Here is a 17,528-nt window from a genome sequence, read left to right on the forward strand (position 1 = left end):
GAACTTGGGAAGTGATGTACAATGCAGCCACTGGGCATCAATAGGCAGAGTGAGATACATACCATCAAACGGCAGACAAACGATATAAAAGAAGGTCAAATCGTTACTGGTAAAGTATTAAAAATCCACCCGAATCAAACGGCTGAAGTTCAAATTGGTAGTGTGAAAATGACAGCTGTATTAGATGCTCCACTAAAAGCTGGAGAACGTTATTGGTTACAAGCAGGTTCTATTAATGGCCAATTGTCGTTTAAAGTATTGGGTGAGGCTCCTACCGAGCTACAAGGGGCTAAAGAATGGTCATTAAAGCTACTACAACAACTAAATATTCCAGAAACGAAGAATTCGTTAGCAGTAGCTCAACTATTCTTGAAAAAAAATTTTACGATAACAAAGGATAGCATCATGAATGTCATTGGATGGTTAGATGGAAGTAAGAACATTGAAAAATCATCTTCCATTGTACAATTTATGTTCAAAAATGAGCTACCCATAACGAAAGATGTTTTCTTTGCCTTGCAGTCATTAGATAAAAACAAGAGTTTTCATAACATGTTATCTACTCTAATACAGGAATTGACGCCAGACAACAGTGAATCAGCCACCTTGCTAAAAAACCTGTTAACCACTAATCTTTCATCCCAAGAAAAGCTATTGGGAGAAAAACTTATTCTGCAATTAATAAAGAATACTGTTAATCCGGATATCAAGGACATAAAAGAGAATTTATCAGCACTGCAAAAATTAGGGGTAGTTCCTCCTACTATGACTGAAAAGGAACTTGCAGCCAAGTTAATAGAGTCAATTAATAATGTACAGTCTATCAAAGGAAAAAATTTCATCCCTTTCAAAGATGTCCTTCGAATTTTAGGGGAAGCTAATCAGGCTATAGCTAGTAAAAGAGAGGATCTAGTTGCAGTAGCTTTGAAAAAAATAGTGCAAATAGATCACACTGGTCAACTCAAACCTATATTAGAGGATATACAAGAGACAATAAAGAATGTTCAATCACAGCCTTTGCCTGAAATCGAAGGTAAATTAATAAAAATCTCTCAAAAGCTCGTAAGCGAATTTCTAAAAAACCTTGAGAACAATTTGGTTAACCTCCCTACCAAACAAAGTGAAAATATTACAAGGATCATTCAATCTGTATCAACTCTTCCTCTACAAGAAATGGAGAGTCTAAGTAATAATATCGGAAATACACTTTTTTCAATCGAAGAAAATAGTTCTGAAAAAGTTTTCTTACATCAAAAGCTATCTCAAAATGATTGGAACCAATTAGCTAAATTAGTTCAAGATGATATGAAAATGTTGAATATTTCCAATCCGGAAAGTGCAGCAGTAAATATCAAGAAATTAATAAGCTCATTAGGATTGGATTTTGAAAATAGTTTGCTCCGAATGAATGCTGATCCTGAAAAGAATAGTCAAGATTTAGTGACAATAAAACCATTATTAATGAAGCTAATTCAAGAAACACAATCTCAAAGTGTTCGAGAAACAGCGGAACAAGTGTTACATAGGATAACTGCTCAACAAATACTTACTCACGAAGCAGGACCGCTACAAAATATCATTGTGCAAATTCCTCTACAATTAAGGGGTTTTCAGACTGATATGACGATGCAGTGGAGCGGAAGGAAGAATAAGGATGGCAATATTGATCCTGAATTCTGTAGAGTATTATTTTATTTGAAGTTAGAACAAATAGATGAAACAGTAGTGGATATGCAGATTCAAAAGAAAATCATTACTGTATCCGTCTATAATGAGCGCTCGGATTTCATAAAACAGATTGCACATCCCTTGATTCCAATGATTAAAGAGCATTTGAATGCTAAGGGTTTCACTCTATCCAATATCACGTTTGAAGCACCGAAGAAGGAAATGGATTTTATAAAACTAGATTCTGTAGACGATCGAATCATGGCAGGCCCTTATACGGGGGTGGATTTAAAAATATGAATGAACAGGATAAACCTATTCGGAAATCAGCTATTGCACTTGGATACGAATCTTCGAAGGATTCTGCACCTAAGGTATTGGCAAAAGGAAAAGGAAAAATCGCTGAAAATATTTTAGAGATAGCAAAAGAAAATGGAGTAACGATTCAAGAAGACCCTTCTCTTGTAGAGTTATTAGGGAAACTAGAAATCAACCAGACCATTCCGGAAGAGCTGTATCAAGCGGTAGCGGAAGTTTTTGCGTTTATATACAAATTAGATAAGCAAGCAGGAAAAAAGCCTCCGGTTCGTTCATGAAAAGGAGGCTTCCTTTTGACCTTTAAAAAATCTAGGTAGGTATTCTTTATGTGCATTTAATAAATCATCCAATACTTTTTTTGCCAGTTCATCACTTGGCACCAAAGGATTGATGCAAAGGGCTAAAAGTGCTTTTTCGTATGAACCTGTAACAGCTGCTTCAGCGGCGACCACTTCAAAAGACTTGATCTGCTGCACCAATCCATTTACTTGGACAGGTAGTTCTCCTACAGCTAAAGGGATGGGGCCATTCTTTGTCACGACACAATTCACCTCTACTGCTGAGTGAGCTGAAAGGGAAGAAATAGCTCCATTATTCCTTACATTCAGTGTTTGGATATCTCCCTTATCGGAATAAATGGAAGAAATAAGATTACAAGCTGCGTCACTATAGTAAGCACCTCCTCGTTTTTCTAACTGAGGTGGTTTAATGGCTAAGTTTTCTTCTTTATATAATTCAAATAAGTCTGCTTCTAATCTTTTGACGACTTCAGCTCTTGTTGTTCCACTTTGGAAGGCGAGAAGCTCCTCATCTAAGATTTCCTTTGATTTAAAGTAGTAACGATGATAAGGGCACAGGATGACCCCCATGCTTTTCATGAAATCTGGTTGCCATGGCAAAGGAGCAATATTCCTCATCGTTAACTGTATATCTGGATTTGATAAAAGTTCAATGACTAATTCTGTTTTGTCCTCACCGTTTACCATAACACTAAGGCCATGTACAAGATGGTTAAGTCCAGCAAATTGGATATACACATCCTCCTTTGGAACTCCTAATAATTTTGCGATGGAGACAGTCGTATGATAAGGAAGGTTGCAAACCCCTACAATTTTTTTATGGTTACTATAACGAAGAAGGGCTTCCGTTACCATCCCAGCTGGATTAGTGAAATTGATTAACCATGCTTCGGGGCAGAGCTGTTCCATTTCCTCTGCGATTTCCAGCAATACTGGTATAGTTCGAAGTCCTTTGAACAATCCTCCTGCACCATTCGTTTCTTGGCCAATCATTCCATGTTGAAGAGGTATTCTTTCATCTTTAATCCGTGCATCCAGCATTCCTACACGCATTTGTGTTATTACAAATTGAGCATTTTTTAAGGCTTCTTCGCGATTAAAAGTCCTATGTATGGTTATTGGAAGGTTTGCATGATTGACCATCCTTTGAGAGAGTTTTGCGATTGTTTCTAGTTTCTCTTGTCCCTCATGTATGTCAACTAGCCAAATATCCTCAACTGGAAGCTCCTTATATCGTTTAATAAACCCTTCTATTAACTCAGGAGTATAGCTAGAACCTCCACCAATAACGGCGATTTTTAAGTTCGTTGTCATAGATTAAAATTCCTCCCGTCATCCTTCAAATACAATTAAGTAACTAATCGGCGTTGCTATGATTACAGAAATGACGAATCTAAAAAGTAGTGTTTTGGGTGTCAGCTTCACTTTAGAAATTCTTGACCAGACAAAAATAATCCCAATTAATCCTCCAATACTATTCGAAACGAACATTGCCCATCTAAAATCAAGACCGGTCCAAGTGATAGGTTTAGTCAAAATTAAATTTGTACCAACCATGATTAGTAAAAAGATAAATACATTGATGAATCCAATTCTTTGAACACCTTTTTTTTCGGTTGACATATGATCATCTCCTAATTTATTCCCTGACTCTATTAAACTAGCCTGTTGATTTCCGCTACAGGCACTCGCTTTTTCGCGGTCTCCCTTGTCCTGCTTTTCCCGCTGGATTCTCGCGCCTTCCGCTCCAATCAACACAGTTCAAAAATCAACAATGACCATTAACATAACCATTTCTTAAAAATTATAAGTTGAAAAACAAAAAGAGGGAACCAACAGATTCCCTCTTTTCACTTTTCTATTAGGCAACTTGGCTAGTTTGGTCGTCTTGTTCCATTTGTACCATTTTCTTATCGTAAATCTTCATGAATGGTAGGTAAACCATGAATGAAATAGCGATATTTACAATGTTTAGAACAACTGCTCTCCAGTCTCCACCTGTAGCCAGGTAAGCACCTATTGGACCAGGCAATGTCCATGGTGCAAGGATATAAGTTGGTGTCACAAGACCTGTTGCAGTAGCGATATAAGAAATTGTAGCAATAATTAGTGGAACTGCCACAAAAGGAATTATTAGGATTGGATTCAATACAATTGGAGTACCAAAAATGATTGGTTCATTGATATTGAATAATCCTGGGACAAAACTTGTTCTTGAAAGAGTTTTTAAATATTGTGATCTTGCAAATAAAAGCATTGCTAATACTAATCCAAGTGTAGCACCAGATCCACCAATCCAGATGAACCATTGGTAGAATGGCTCAGGAGCGATGTGTGGCATAGAAGCTGCACCACCAGCAACTGCTTCAGCATTCTTAGCTAGGTATACTTCCCAAACTGGACGTGCCACTGTTCCAACAACAGATACGCCGTGGATACCAAATGCCCAGAAGAAAGTGATTAGGAATACTGGAATTAATACCCCCGCAAGGCTATCCCCAGCTTTGACAATCGGAGCGGCTGCTTTATCAACTAGGCTGTGAAGATCGATTCCAAATACAACTGTAATGATAGTCATTAGTACAATTACAAAAGCAACTGGAATTAATGCTTCGAAAGATCTTGCGACAGAAGGTGGAACTTGTTCAGGCATCTTGAACGTAATATTTTTGGTCTTACAGAAACGTAAAATTTCAACAGATAATATCGATACAATCATGGTTACGAATAAACCATGTCCACCAAGGTTTGCCATCGGCAATACCCATCCTTGACCTTCCATTACTTGAGGAACGATAGTAAGTAAAAGTGCAGAAACAGCAATTTGTCCTCCTGATAATGCGTCAATTTTATAGCTTCGTGCCAAGTTATAACCGACCCCAAAGGCAATATAGAGGGACATGATAAACATTGTCACACGATAAGGGATCAAAATTTGGACAAGATGTTCATTTGCCCAAGCTTTGATTGCCCATTCTTCAGGCACAGGCGGGAAAGCGATGATAAGGAAGAATGAACCTACGATAATGAATGGCAATGCAGAAATGACCCCATCACGAATCGCCATTAAATGGCGCTGCTCCGAAAGTCTTGCCATTGGACCTGAGAGATACTTCTCAAGCCATGCGATAAAAACTTTCATTGTAAAGCCTCCTTTTTTTTTTGGATCCTTAGTTTGGAAGTCCATCCCTTTTTGTATGTAAGGGTAGTATGGATTGGGGAGTAACTTTCCCAAGCCAAGAGAGCCTATTTATAAAAAATTGCTTATAAAGAAAGCAATTCCTTAACCGTTTTTAAAATGATTGGTCCACCGAGTGGTGAATAACCTTGAGGTGGAATGGCAGCACAAGGCACATTGGCTTCATCGCAAAATTGTTTAACAGAATCAAAACGGTGTCTTATTTGAGGTGCGACCATACAAATATCCCATCCGTTATTGATTTCATCTTCAACTTCACCGGTACCAATCGCAAGAACGTCCATTTCAATTCCGTTCTTAGCAGCTTCCTTTTTTAATGCGTTTACTACGATAGAACTGGACATACCACCAGAACAAACAAATAATACTTTCATATTTCATTACCTCCTAAGATAGTTAAGATTTCTTCCTTTTTTGTACTGCATTATGAGTGTCGATAATCCGCTCATACACTTTAGGTCCCTTCTTCATGCACACAGCAATGAAGAGGGCATCAATCACAGCCAGTTGTGCAATTCTGGCACTCATGGTTCCTATCCTGACATTTTGTTCTTCATCGGATGTCGCCAGGATGATATCGGCTAATTTCTGTGCCGGGGATTTACCATGCTGAGTCAGAAGGATAGTTACACAACCTTTATCTTTTGCCTCTGCAAGAAGATCAATAATTTCCTTTGTTTTGCCTGATGTTGAGACAACCAATAGTACATCCCCAGGTTCCATATTAGCCACCATCATCATTTGAACATGTATGTCTAGTGAGATGAAGGTTGGAATATTGATTCTTAAGAGTTTATAAGATGCATCCATTGCAACGATTGAAGATCCACCAGCTCCATATAGAAACACTTTTTTTGCCAAATGAATCGCTTCACTTGCTTTTTCTAGCATATCCACTTGAAGGATTTTCATGGTATTCATTAAGGCGCTTACAGATCTGTCCCTAACTTTATCCATTACTTGAATTAAACTGTCATCTGGCAAAAAAGAAGAATTCTGTATGATTCCATCAAAAGAAGGATTCAATTCCTTAGCAATTTCAATCTTTAAACCTTTGAAACTATTAATCCCGATACGTTTGCAGAATCGAATAATGGCCGCTTCACTCACTTCACATGCATCAGCCAAGTGCTTTGTACTCATATCAATAACGCGCTCTGGGTGAGATAACACATATTTTGCCACATTACTTTCTGCAGGGCTGAAATCCTTCAAATTTGACTCGATTAAATTAACAACATACATTTGGCAGCACTTCTTCCTATAAAGCGATCCTTCTAAATGAAAGGGTTTTCAATATACATGTATTATAATATGCTTTGAAATATAATTTCAATGATAAAAAAAATAAAATAAAATTAAATTTCAATTTTAGTGGAATAAACTGAAGAATGGCCTTACAATAATTATACGGTAAATTTCATTTTCGAATTGGAAATGCATTGGAGGTAAAGAAATGGAAACGATTAACTTAGAAATGGCTGTATTTGAAATTATCTCTTTTGGAGGAAATGCCAAAAGTTTATTTTATGAAGCGTTGAATGCTGCAGAAAATAACGACTTTGATAAAGCAGAAGAATTAATGAAAGAAGGAAGTGCTGAATTAAACAAAGCACATAACATGCAGACTAAATTGATTCAATTTGAAATCAACGGTGGATCTATGGAAAAAACTCTTTTGTTAATTCACGCGCAAGATCATTTAATGACCACAATCAGTGAGCAATCATTAATTGAAAGAATGATAAAAATGAACAAAAAAATCATGGAGTTATCCAAATAAAAGGAGGGGCTATTCGTGGAAAAGAGATTAGGAATATCCATATATCCCAATCATTCTGATCCAGCTAAGGATATCGAGTATATCAGCTTAGCTAATAAGTATGGTTTTAAAAGAGTCTTTACATGTCTATTATCTGTTGATGGTGATAAAGATAGTATTATAGATAACTTTACCACTTCTATCAAACATGCTTTATCACTAGATATGGAAGTGATTGTCGATATAAGCCCTAGAATATTCAAAGCGTTGGAAATCTCATATAACGATCTTTCTTTCTTTGCGAATCTAGGAGTCGCTGGCATCAGGCTCGATTTAGGTTTTTCAGGAAATGAAGAATCCATCATGACGTATAATCCATATGGATTAAAGATTGAAATCAATATGAGCAATTCGACTCCATATTTAGAGAATATCCTTGCTTACCAGCCGAACAAAGAATTATTAATGGGATGCCATAATTTCTACCCACATCGATATGCAGGGTTAAGCTATTCCTTTTTCGAAGATTGTAGTTTGAAATTTAAAAAACACGGTCTACGTACTGCAGCGTTTGTATCGTCACAGGATGCTACTTTTGGTCCGTGGCCAATAATGGAAGGACTTCCAACTCTAGAAATACATCGGAACCTTCCAATCGAAGTACAAGCAAAACATCTGTATTATACAGGTTTAATAGACGATGTATTAATTTCGAACGCATATGCTTCAGAAAAAGAAATAAAGGCTCTAAGTGAAATAGATCCTTCACTTATCACATTTTCAATAGAGTTAGAAGAAGGAATAAGTGAGTTGGAAAGGAAAATAGCTCTAGAGGAATTTCACTTTTATAGAGGTGACGTGTCCGATTATCTGATTCGTTCTACCCAAAGTAGGGTGAAATATAAAGGGCGCGAGTTCAAACCATTCAACACTAGGGATATTAAACGTGGTGATATAGTAATCGAGAATGATTTATATGGCCAGTATGCTGGAGAACTTCAAATAGCCTTACAAGACATGGATAACTCTGGGAAGACGAACGTGATTGGTAGAATTAAGGAAGAGGAAATATTCCTACTTGAATATGTAAAGCCGTGGTCAAAATTCGCTTTTAACAGTGGCAAACAATGAAGAAATATGTAATTGGGGTAGATGCAGGTGGGACGAAAACGGAGGCAGCCGCTTACACCTTGCTTGGAGAATTCCTTTGCACCCACGTAACAGACATGGGTAACATAGCTGTAAATTTAGAATCAGCAACTGAACATATCAAAGCCGCGATCAGGTTATGTTTAAGTGAATTAACAGATACTGATTGCGTTGGAATCATAATTGGAGTTGCCGGTGGAGGAATTATCGAACGTACTCAGGCTTTAAAAGAGTTTCTTGCAAAGGAATTCACTTGTCCAATTTCCATTGTTAATGATGTACTATTGAATTATTACTCTGTAATGGGAAAACAGGATGGAGTACTGGTAGTGGCGGGAACAGGCTCAATATGTTTGGGGAAAAATCAAGGTGAATTCAATACTGTTGGAGGTTGGGGACATCTGTTAGGGGACGAGGGAAGTGCTTATGATATTGGACTTAAGGCTCTAAAAACCATTATCCATGATGATCATAAAGGCGAGTTAAGTCCATTTTCCCGAAATATCCTAACATCCCTTTCAATGGCACAACCTCAAGACGTAAAAGCGTATGTCTATCAAGGAGTAAAAAAGGATATCGCAAAAATTGCATCCCTAGTGGATTTATTTGCCCAAGGTTCAGACCATCAAGCAATTAGAATTTTACAAGATGCAGGAATTGAATTAGCAAAACAAGCGATTTTATGTATCCAAAAAAGTAAATTATCCGTTCCATTATCCATTGGGATAAAAGGGAGTGTAATTGAAAATTGTGTGATTGTTAGACAAAGTTTTATGGATGAAATAAATAAACGATTCAATGAGGTACAGTTCATTTCTATACCAAATAGACTCGGGTCTTTCGGTGGCTATAAGTATTGGAAGGACAATCTAAAGTGAAATTTTCATGGATGAGGAGAGGGTTGGAGTGGAGCGTTATGTGGTAGGACTAATGTCTGGCACCTCATTGGATGGAGTGGACGCAGCTTTAGTTAGAATCAATGATTATGGATTAAAGACTAAAGTAGATTTGATAGATTTTGTGACGGTACCATTTGAAAATAAGATTAAAAATGAAATCTATCAATCTTTCCATCCAGATTTTTCAAATAGCCCATCCATTTGTTCACTTAACTTTCAAATTGGATATGTTTTTGCTGACGCTGTAAAGAAAGTTTGTGAAAATGCTGGTTTTCCATTGGAGAAACTTGATCTGATTGGGTCACACGGACAGACAATCTATCACATACCTAACTCTGTTGCTGGATGGTGCCCATCTACTTTACAAATAGGTGAACCAGCGGTCATCGCTTACGAAACTGGAACTACGGTTGTTTCCAATTTCCGAACAATGGATATGGCCGCAGGTGGAGAAGGGGCACCACTAGTGCCATACAGTGAATATTTAATGTTTCGAAGTGAGAAAAAGCAACGAGGACTACAAAATATTGGTGGAATCGGAAATATAACAGTGCTGCCAATTAATTGTAGCTTGGAAGATGTAAGAGCCTTTGATACGGGACCTGGAAACATGATTATAAACGATGTTTGTAAAAGGCTTCTTAATAAAGAGTACGATGAAGACGGCATCATTGCCTCTAAAGGTCAAGTCCATCATTCGTTCATTGAGAAGTGGCTTGGACTGGATTTCTTCCATTTACAGCCTCCTAAATCGACAGGTCGTGAATTATTTGGTTCATCTTTTACAGAACGGATCCTTTCAGAATTAAATGGTTACCCAATTGAAGATATTTTAGCCACTGTTACATATTTTACAGTTGAAAGTATTGCACACAGCTATGAGAGGTTTGTACTTCCTTCCGTCCAACTTGATGAACTTATTGTCGGGGGTGGAGGAAGCTACAATCTAACTTTGATGAAAATGCTAAAAGATAGACTAATAGGGGTCCGGGTGATGACCCAAGAGGATATTGGACTTTCATCAGAAGCTAAGGAAGCAATTGCATTTGCCATATTAGCTAATGAAACGGCCCATCAAAATCCATCAAACGTACCTAGTGCGACCGGAGCAAAACAACAAGCCATTCTAGGCTCTATCACTTTCCCTCCTAATGGAGACCGGAAATTTATTTATACTGGGGGAAGATTATGAACCTACAAAACATATTGACAGAAAAAAGAAATCCCAGAACGTTAAACATTGATACACTTACAAGCCTTGAAATCGTATCCGCAATTAATCAAGAGGATCGTTTAGTACCTCAGGCCGTTGAAAAAATTCTGCCACAGATAGCTCAAATGGTTGATCATATCGTTACTTCCTTTAAAAATGGGGGCAGACTTATTTACGTGGGAGCAGGAACAAGTGGTAGGTTGGGAGTTTTGGACGCGTCAGAGTGCCCTCCTACTTTTGGTACTGATCCAAACATGGTGATTGGTTTGATTGCTGGAGGAGAAAAAGCGCTGCAATTCGCATTAGAAGGCGCAGAGGATGACCGTGACGCAGCCATTCATGATATAAAAAATTTAGCCGTAACAAACCTTGATGTAGTTGTAGGGATTGCTGCAAGCGGTAGGACTCCTTATACAATTGAAGCGATGAAAACGGCAAAGTCACTTGGTGCAAAGACTGGTGCCATCATGTGTAGCCATGGAACTGAAATGGAAGCAGCGGCTGATGTGGTCATGCTTATTGAGACTGGACCTGAAGCGGTAACAGGTTCAACAAGAATGAAGGCTGGAACTGCGCAAAAGCTAGTTTTAAATATGCTCACAACAGCATCAATGATCCGAATAGGAAAGGTTTTCAGCAATTTGATGATTGATGTCCAGCCTACCAATGAAAAGCTAAGGGAACGGGCCAAATTGATTGTAGCAGAAGCGACAGGAGTAAGTTTAGAAGTTGCGTCAGAGGCACTTTCTCTCTTTGAAGACACAAAAGGGGCAATTCTTTATTTATTGACAGGGTATGAACCCAACCAAATACAATTTGCTTTATCTAAACATGGAGGGCATTTGAAAGATGCACTTCATGAATTAAAGGAGAATTAATTGTAATAAATACAGCCTGAAATGGCTGTTCAGACTGTCGACAAAAGGTATCGAGAGCACGTTCTCTCGATACCTTTTGTCATTTTTGACATGTATTGTAGGGGAAAAGGTTGATTGCAGCGAGAGGCGCTTTCTTTCCGGGGGGCGTTCGCCGAGCCTCCTCGTCACTACCGCTCCTGCGGGAAAAGCGTGAGACTTGAGACCCCGCACGAAGCGTAGCGAAGGAGGAGGCTCAAGCCACGCCCGCGGAAAGCGTTCGCCCGGATCGGAAATCAACTTCTAGTTCTTAACTCTCTTTTTTCATTGTAAAAGAAAAAAGACTGTAGGCAAACTCGAAAATCTTCGAGTTTGCCTACAGCCTGTACAGCCTGAAATGGCTGTTTTTTTGTTTTTTATTGAAATTATTTAATAGAATTTTAAATAGTCTATTATTTTTTTTTGAATTTTTCCACAAAAAATAGAATCGTAAAATAGTAATTATCTTCAAAAATATAAACAAAATGATTTAAATAATGAATATAAAACCAGGTTTAATTATTATTCCACAAAAAAATATTATGATTTTGATAGTATTTGCTGTCTAATGCTAGACATCCTTTTCCTCTTTTTATACAATGTAAGCGCAGTCTATTTTTTGTTATATGGAATTTATCTAAATTTCAAACGGATCAGAATTGGAAAGTGTCCAATTTCTTAATGGTTACAGTCGATAGGAGGATGGGAAATGAATATCCACGAGTATCAAGGGAAAGAAGTCCTTAGAAAATACGGCGTTGCTGTTCCAAACGGCCGCGTAGCATTTTCTGTTGAAGAAGCTGTGGAAGCTGCAAAAGAATTAGGTACTCAAGTTTGTGTAGTGAAAGCGCAAATCCATGCTGGTGGACGCGGTAAAGCAGGCGGAGTAAAGGTTGCAAAAAACTTGGATGAAGTACGTATGTACGCACAAGAAATCCTTGGCAAAACGCTTGTAACTCATCAAACAGGTCCTGAAGGTAAAGAAGTTAAACGTTTACTAATTGAAGAAGGTTGCGACATCAAGAAAGAATATTATATCGGTCTTGTATTAGATCGTGCTACTTCACGTGTAGTTCTAATGGCTTCTGAAGAAGGCGGAACTGAAATCGAAGAAGTGGCAGAACACACACCTGAAAAAATCTTCAAAGAAGTAATCGATCCAGTTGTTGGCTTATCAGGATACCAAGCAAGAAGAATCGCTTTCAATATCAATATCCCTAAGGAATTGGTAGGACAAGCAGTAAAATTCATGACAGCACTTTATACTGCTTTCGTTGAAAAAGACTGTTCAATCGCTGAAATCAACCCTCTTGTTGTGACTGGCGATGGAAAAGTTATGGCTCTTGATGCAAAATTAAACTTCGATTCTAATGCTCTTTATCGTCAAAAGGATATCTTAGAATACCGTGACCTTGAAGAGGAAGATCCAAAGGAAATCGAAGCATCTAAGTATGACCTTAGCTACATATCCCTAGGTGGAAATATCGGTTGTATGGTTAATGGTGCTGGTCTTGCAATGGCAACTATGGACATCATTAAACATTACAATGGCGATCCTGCTAACTTCCTTGATGTTGGGGGCGGTGCTACTGCTGAGAAAGTTACAGAAGCTTTCAAAATTATCCTTTCTGACCAGAATGTTAAAGGGATTTTCGTTAACATTTTCGGTGGTATCATGAAATGTGACATCATTGCAGAAGGTGTAGTTGCAGCTGCGAAACAACTTGGTCTTGAAGTGCCACTAGTTGTTCGTCTTGAAGGAACTAACGTTGAATTAGGTAAACAAATCCTTAAAGAATCCGGTTTAAACATTACTGCTGCTGAATCTATGGCAGACGGCGCACAAAAAATCGTTTCATTAGTAGGCTAATAGGCAGGGGGGACAAAAATGAGCGTTTTTATTAATAAAGACACAAAAGTAATCGTACAAGGTATTACAGGTTCAACTGCTCTTTTCCATACAAAGCAAATGCTTGAATATGGTACTCAAATCGTAGCAGGGACTACTCCAGGAAAAGGCGGCCAAGAAGTTGAAGGCGTACCTGTTTTCAATACAGTAATTGAAGCGAAAAATGCTACAGGTGCTAATGCATCCGTCATTTACGTTCCAGCTCCTTTCGCTGCAGATGCAATCCTAGAAGCAGTAGACGCTGAGCTTGATTTAGTAATCTGTATCACTGAACATATTCCAGTATTGGATATGGTAAAAGTGAAACGTTACATGGAAGGTAAAAAGACTCGCCTAGTAGGACCAAACTGCCCAGGTGTTATTACTCCAGATGAGTGTAAAATTGGAATTATGCCTGGATATATCCATACAAAAGGCCATGTTGGGGTCGTTTCCCGTTCTGGTACATTAACGTATGAAGCGGTTCACCAATTAACTCAAGCTGGTATTGGTCAATCCACAGCTGTAGGTATTGGTGGAGACCCAGTAAATGGTACAGACTTCATCGATGTATTAAAAGCATTCAATGAGGATCCTGAAACTTATGCAGTAATCATGATTGGTGAAATCGGTGGAACTGCTGAAGAAGAAGCTGCTGAGTGGGTTAAAGCTAACATGACTAAACCAGTAGTAGGCTTCATCGGTGGACGCACTGCACCTCCAGGAAAGCGTATGGGCCATGCAGGGGCTATCATTTCCGGTGGTAAAGGTACAGCTGACGAGAAAATCCGCGTCATGAATGAATGCGGAATCAAAGTAGCTGATACTCCATCTGTAATGGGTGAAACATTGATTTCTGTCCTTAAAGAAAAAGGCATTTACGATCAATGTAAAACACACTAAACATCAACCTTGTTTAAAACTATATCGTCCCTCTTGATGGAGGGACGATTTTATCTATTTTTTAAAGAAAGGAATTAGTCAATGAACGATTTAGATAAAAGATTAATAGCTTTGGACCACTGTAAAAAAGCCACATGGAAGATCATTCAATTAATTTTGCAGTATGATGAGAAATTACTTGAATTCCCCAAATGGACTGAGCAGAAATGGAAGTGCATTTTCCCTCAAGACACCCTCCTTCATACAACTTCTCTCCTACAAGATTTCCATTCCATAAAAATAGACAGCTTATTCAATGTTTATCATTCAAATCACATACGATGTATTACATTATTTTCAGAACTTTATCCCACTAGGTTAAAAAATATATATAACCCTCCATGGGTAATTTATGCAAAAGGAAACATAAGCTTATTAGAGGATAAGAAAGTCCTTGCCATTATTGGTTCTCGTAAACCATCCCCTTATGGTAAAGTGGTGAGTGAATCCCTCATTCCCAAACTTATTGAAAAAAATTACACGGTCGTAAGTGGACTTGCTTCAGGAATTGATGGCATTGCACATAGGGAAACCATGAAAAATGGAGGCAGGACGATCGCAGTATTAGGTGGAGGGGTTTTTCATTTATATCCGAAAGAAAATATTCCGTTAGCTTTGGATATGATGAAAGATAATCTTGTCATTTCTGAAGCTATACCCTTTCAAAAACCTATGCCGTGGATGTTCCCTGCCAGGAATCGCATTATAAGCGGCATTTCCGATGGGATTCTGGTTATTGAGGCAAAGGAGCGCAGTGGAACCCTAATAACTGCTTATCATGCCTTAGAACAAGGGAGAGAGGTATTTGCCGTTCCAGGTAACATAATTAACCCTCTTTCCACAGGTTCAAATTTACTCATTCAGGATGGGGCAAAATTAGTTTTGAACGTAGAAGATATTGACAATGAATTAAAGAATTATGAAAATAAAATAAAATAACGTTGACAAATGATTTTTACGTGAAAGATAATAGTGAAGATTTACAAAACCTCTTAAGGAGGACATTCATGTCAGAGTACTTAGTTATTGTGGAATCACCCGCCAAGGCAAAAACCATTGAAAAATACCTTGGAAAAAAATATAAAGTTCGAGCATCCATGGGGCATGTCAGAGATTTGCCTAAAAGTCAGATGGGTGTTGATATAGAAAATAACTTTGATCCGAAGTACATAACGATTCGTGGAAAAGGACCGGTTTTAAAGGAATTAAAAACAGCTGCAAAAAAAGCTCAGAAAATTTATCTAGCAGCTGACCCTGATCGTGAAGGGGAGGCAATTGCTTGGCACTTGGCCCATACGCTAGACATAGACATCCATTCGGATTGTAGGGTCGTTTTTAATGAAATTACCAAAGATGCAATCAAGGAATCGTTTAAATCACCAAGATCCATAAATATGAACCTAGTAGATGCTCAACAGGCGAGAAGAGTCCTCGACCGTTTGGTAGGGTATAACATCAGTCCATTATTATGGAAAAAAGTAAAAAAAGGGTTAAGTGCTGGTCGCGTTCAATCTGTTGCACTCCGTTTGATCATTGACCGAGAGCAAGAAATTAAAGCATTCACTCCAGAAGAGTACTGGACAATTAAATCAGATTTCCAAAAGAAAAATGATGTTTTTGAAGGACAGTTCTTTAGCAAAGAAGGAGAGAAATTAGAGCTTAAGACAGAGTCTGATGTAAATTCAGTTTTAAGCTTGATCAATGGCAATGAATTTAAAGTAAACGCTGTCAATAAACGCGAACGTAAACGTAATCCAGCTCTCCCATTCACTACCTCTTCCTTACAGCAAGAAGCTGCACGTAAGTTGAACTTTAGAGCTAAGAAAACAATGATGCTCGCACAACAGCTATACGAAGGAATTGATTTAGGAAAAGAAGGAACAGTTGGTCTCATCACTTATATGAGAACGGACTCCACAAGGATTTCGGAGGTTGCACAGCAAGAGGCAGCATCATACATTACTACTCATTTTGGACAAGAATTTTTATCTAACGAAATGAGAAAAGAAAAGAAGCAGGCAAACACACAAGACGCCCATGAAGCGATTCGTCCAACTAGTACATTGAAGGATCCTGCATCCGTCAAGGATTTCCTTTCAAGAGATCAATTTAGATTATATAAATTGATTTGGGAACGATTTGTATCCAGTCAAATGGCTCCAGCCATCCTTGATACAATGAGTGTGGATTTAAAAAATGGTGATGTGATTTTCAGAGCGACTGGCTCGAAAGTCAAATTCGCTGGATTCATGAAGGTGTATGTGGAAGGTACAGATGATACCGTGGAAGAAAAAGAAAATATGCTTCCAGACCTTTCCGAGGGAGATACAGTATTCTCCAAGGATATTGAGCCGAAGCAGCATTTCACGCAACCACCACCACGATTTACTGAAGCTAGGCTTGTAAAAACCTTGGAGGAATTAGGAATTGGTCGTCCATCCACTTATGCGCCTACCCTAGACACTATTCAAAAGCGTGGTTACGTTGGTTTGGATAATAAACGATTTGTCCCTACTGAATTGGGAGAAATCGTTTATGAACTTGTAAAGGAATTTTTCCCTGAAATTATCGATGTGGAATTTACAGCGAAAATGGAAGCGGAATTCGATCATATTGAAGAAGGCAGTGAGCAATGGATCGAAGTAATATCTGACTTCTACAAAGGCTTTGAAAAGCATTTAGTGAAAGCCGAAGCTGAAATGGAAAAAGTCGAAATCAAGGATGAGCCAGCTGGTGAGGATTGTGAATTGTGTGGAAGTCCAATGGTATTCAAAATGGGTAGATACGGTAAATTCATGGCCTGTAGTAATTTCCCGGATTGCCGGAATACAAAGCCAATCCTAAAAGAGATTGGCGTCCCATGTCCCAAATGTGAAAAGGGACAAATCATTGAGCGTAAAAGCAAGAAAAAACGTATTTTCTACGGATGTGACCAATATCCTGGTTGTGACTTCATTTCATGGGATAAGCCAATCGCCAGAAAATGTCCTAAGTGTAATGAGCTACTTGTAGAGAAGAAGCTTAAAAAAGGTATCCAAGTTCAGTGTGTAACCTGTGACTATAAAGAAGATCAACAACAATAAGAAGAGCATATTTGGTCCAAACAATAGGCAGATTAAAATCTGCCTATTGTTTTTATGGACAAACCTAGAAGGTAATCGGTATAATGAGTGTTTGTGAATGGTAATAATGTATCGAAAGAAACGAAAGCTCGGCAATTGCTGAGTTTTTCTTCATTAAAAGAAGTATTAATCAATCAAAAATGATCATGAATGTTAGAACTTCAATTGGAGGATAG

The 17,528-nt window shown here is 38.2% G+C and carries 16 protein-coding genes; 11 read left to right on the forward strand and 5 right to left on the reverse strand.

Features of this window, described 5'->3' with window-relative positions; genetic code table 11:
• The first annotated feature begins 21 nt into the window (after positions 1-21).
• Entirely contained in the window at positions 22-1,968 is a 1,947-nt protein-coding gene (locus G3O09_RS10725) for a hypothetical protein (protein ID WP_163101479.1), read from the forward strand.
• Positions 1,965-2,264 (forward strand): EscU/YscU/HrcU family type III secretion system export apparatus switch protein, encoded by a 300-nt coding sequence (locus G3O09_RS10730; RefSeq protein WP_163101480.1) that lies wholly within the window; start codon positions 1,965-1,967, stop codon positions 2,262-2,264. The genes G3O09_RS10725 and G3O09_RS10730 overlap by 4 nt, the downstream gene beginning before the upstream one ends.
• On the opposite strand, the gene G3O09_RS10735 is transcribed toward G3O09_RS10730, so the two are convergent.
• From G3O09_RS10735 to G3O09_RS10755, 5 genes are all read right to left on the reverse strand, one after another.
• Complete coding sequence (locus tag G3O09_RS10735; protein WP_163101481.1) at positions 2,259-3,599, reverse strand: 6-phospho-beta-glucosidase; 1,341 nt, start codon at positions 3,597-3,599, stop codon at positions 2,259-2,261. The genes G3O09_RS10730 and G3O09_RS10735 overlap by 6 nt on opposite strands.
• 18 nt (positions 3,600-3,617) lie before the next feature.
• Positions 3,618-3,908: a hypothetical protein gene (locus G3O09_RS10740; RefSeq protein ID WP_163101482.1), complete on the reverse strand. Its 291-nt coding sequence runs from the start codon at positions 3,906-3,908 to the stop codon at positions 3,618-3,620.
• Between the two features lie 238 nt (positions 3,909-4,146).
• Positions 4,147-5,427 (reverse strand): PTS sugar transporter subunit IIC, encoded by a 1,281-nt coding sequence (locus G3O09_RS10745; RefSeq protein ID WP_163101483.1) that lies wholly within the window; start codon positions 5,425-5,427, stop codon positions 4,147-4,149.
• Between the two features lie 122 nt (positions 5,428-5,549).
• A complete protein-coding gene (locus tag G3O09_RS10750; RefSeq protein ID WP_163101484.1) occupies positions 5,550-5,858 on the reverse strand; it encodes a PTS sugar transporter subunit IIB in 309 nt (102 codons plus the stop codon).
• Positions 5,859-5,880: 22 nt separating this feature from the next.
• Positions 5,881-6,729, reverse strand: a complete 849-nt coding sequence (locus G3O09_RS10755; RefSeq protein WP_163101485.1) for a MurR/RpiR family transcriptional regulator — start codon at positions 6,727-6,729, stop codon at positions 5,881-5,883.
• Positions 6,730-6,940: 211 nt separating this feature from the next.
• Here G3O09_RS10755 and G3O09_RS10760 point away from each other — a divergent pair, with 211 nt between their 5' ends.
• The 9 genes from G3O09_RS10760 to topA all read left to right on the forward strand — a co-directional run bounded on the left by G3O09_RS10760 (position 6,941) and on the right by topA (position 17,313).
• Positions 6,941-7,267: a PTS lactose/cellobiose transporter subunit IIA gene (locus tag G3O09_RS10760; protein ID WP_163101486.1), complete on the forward strand. Its 327-nt coding sequence runs from the start codon at positions 6,941-6,943 to the stop codon at positions 7,265-7,267.
• A gap of 15 nt (positions 7,268-7,282) precedes the next feature.
• Complete coding sequence (locus tag G3O09_RS10765) at positions 7,283-8,377, forward strand: DUF871 domain-containing protein (protein ID WP_163101487.1); 1,095 nt, start codon at positions 7,283-7,285, stop codon at positions 8,375-8,377.
• Positions 8,374-9,273 (forward strand): BadF/BadG/BcrA/BcrD ATPase family protein, encoded by a 900-nt coding sequence (locus G3O09_RS10770; protein ID WP_163101488.1) that lies wholly within the window; start codon positions 8,374-8,376, stop codon positions 9,271-9,273. Before G3O09_RS10765 ends, G3O09_RS10770 begins: the two co-directional genes overlap by 4 nt.
• Positions 9,274-9,301: 28 nt before the next feature.
• On the forward strand, positions 9,302-10,486 hold the full coding sequence (anmK, locus tag G3O09_RS10775) for an anhydro-N-acetylmuramic acid kinase AnmK (RefSeq protein WP_275898311.1): 1,185 nt from the start codon (positions 9,302-9,304) through the stop codon (positions 10,484-10,486).
• The gene (gene murQ / locus G3O09_RS10780) at positions 10,483-11,385 is read left to right on the forward strand and encodes an N-acetylmuramic acid 6-phosphate etherase (RefSeq protein ID WP_163101490.1); all 903 of its coding nucleotides are present in this window, start codon (positions 10,483-10,485) and stop codon (positions 11,383-11,385) included. Before anmK ends, murQ begins: the two co-directional genes overlap by 4 nt.
• A gap of 724 nt (positions 11,386-12,109) precedes the next feature.
• Positions 12,110-13,270, forward strand: coding sequence for an ADP-forming succinate--CoA ligase subunit beta (sucC, locus tag G3O09_RS10785; protein WP_163101491.1), 1,161 nt, complete (start codon positions 12,110-12,112; stop codon positions 13,268-13,270).
• Positions 13,271-13,288: 18 nt separating this feature from the next.
• Positions 13,289-14,191 (forward strand): succinate--CoA ligase subunit alpha, encoded by a 903-nt coding sequence (gene sucD / locus G3O09_RS10790; protein WP_163101492.1) that lies wholly within the window; start codon positions 13,289-13,291, stop codon positions 14,189-14,191.
• 81 nt (positions 14,192-14,272) lie between these two features.
• On the forward strand, positions 14,273-15,169 hold the full coding sequence (gene dprA, locus G3O09_RS10795) for a DNA-processing protein DprA (RefSeq protein ID WP_163101493.1): 897 nt from the start codon (positions 14,273-14,275) through the stop codon (positions 15,167-15,169).
• Between the two features lie 68 nt (positions 15,170-15,237).
• On the forward strand, positions 15,238-17,313 hold the full coding sequence (gene topA / locus G3O09_RS10800; protein WP_163101494.1) for a type I DNA topoisomerase: 2,076 nt from the start codon (positions 15,238-15,240) through the stop codon (positions 17,311-17,313).
• Positions 17,314-17,528 lie beyond the last annotated feature (215 nt).

Origin of the sequence: Peribacillus alkalitolerans, from assembly GCF_010882125.1 — a bacterium.
GTDB lineage: Bacteria > Bacillota > Bacilli > Bacillales > DSM-1321 > Bacillus_BN > Bacillus_BN alkalitolerans.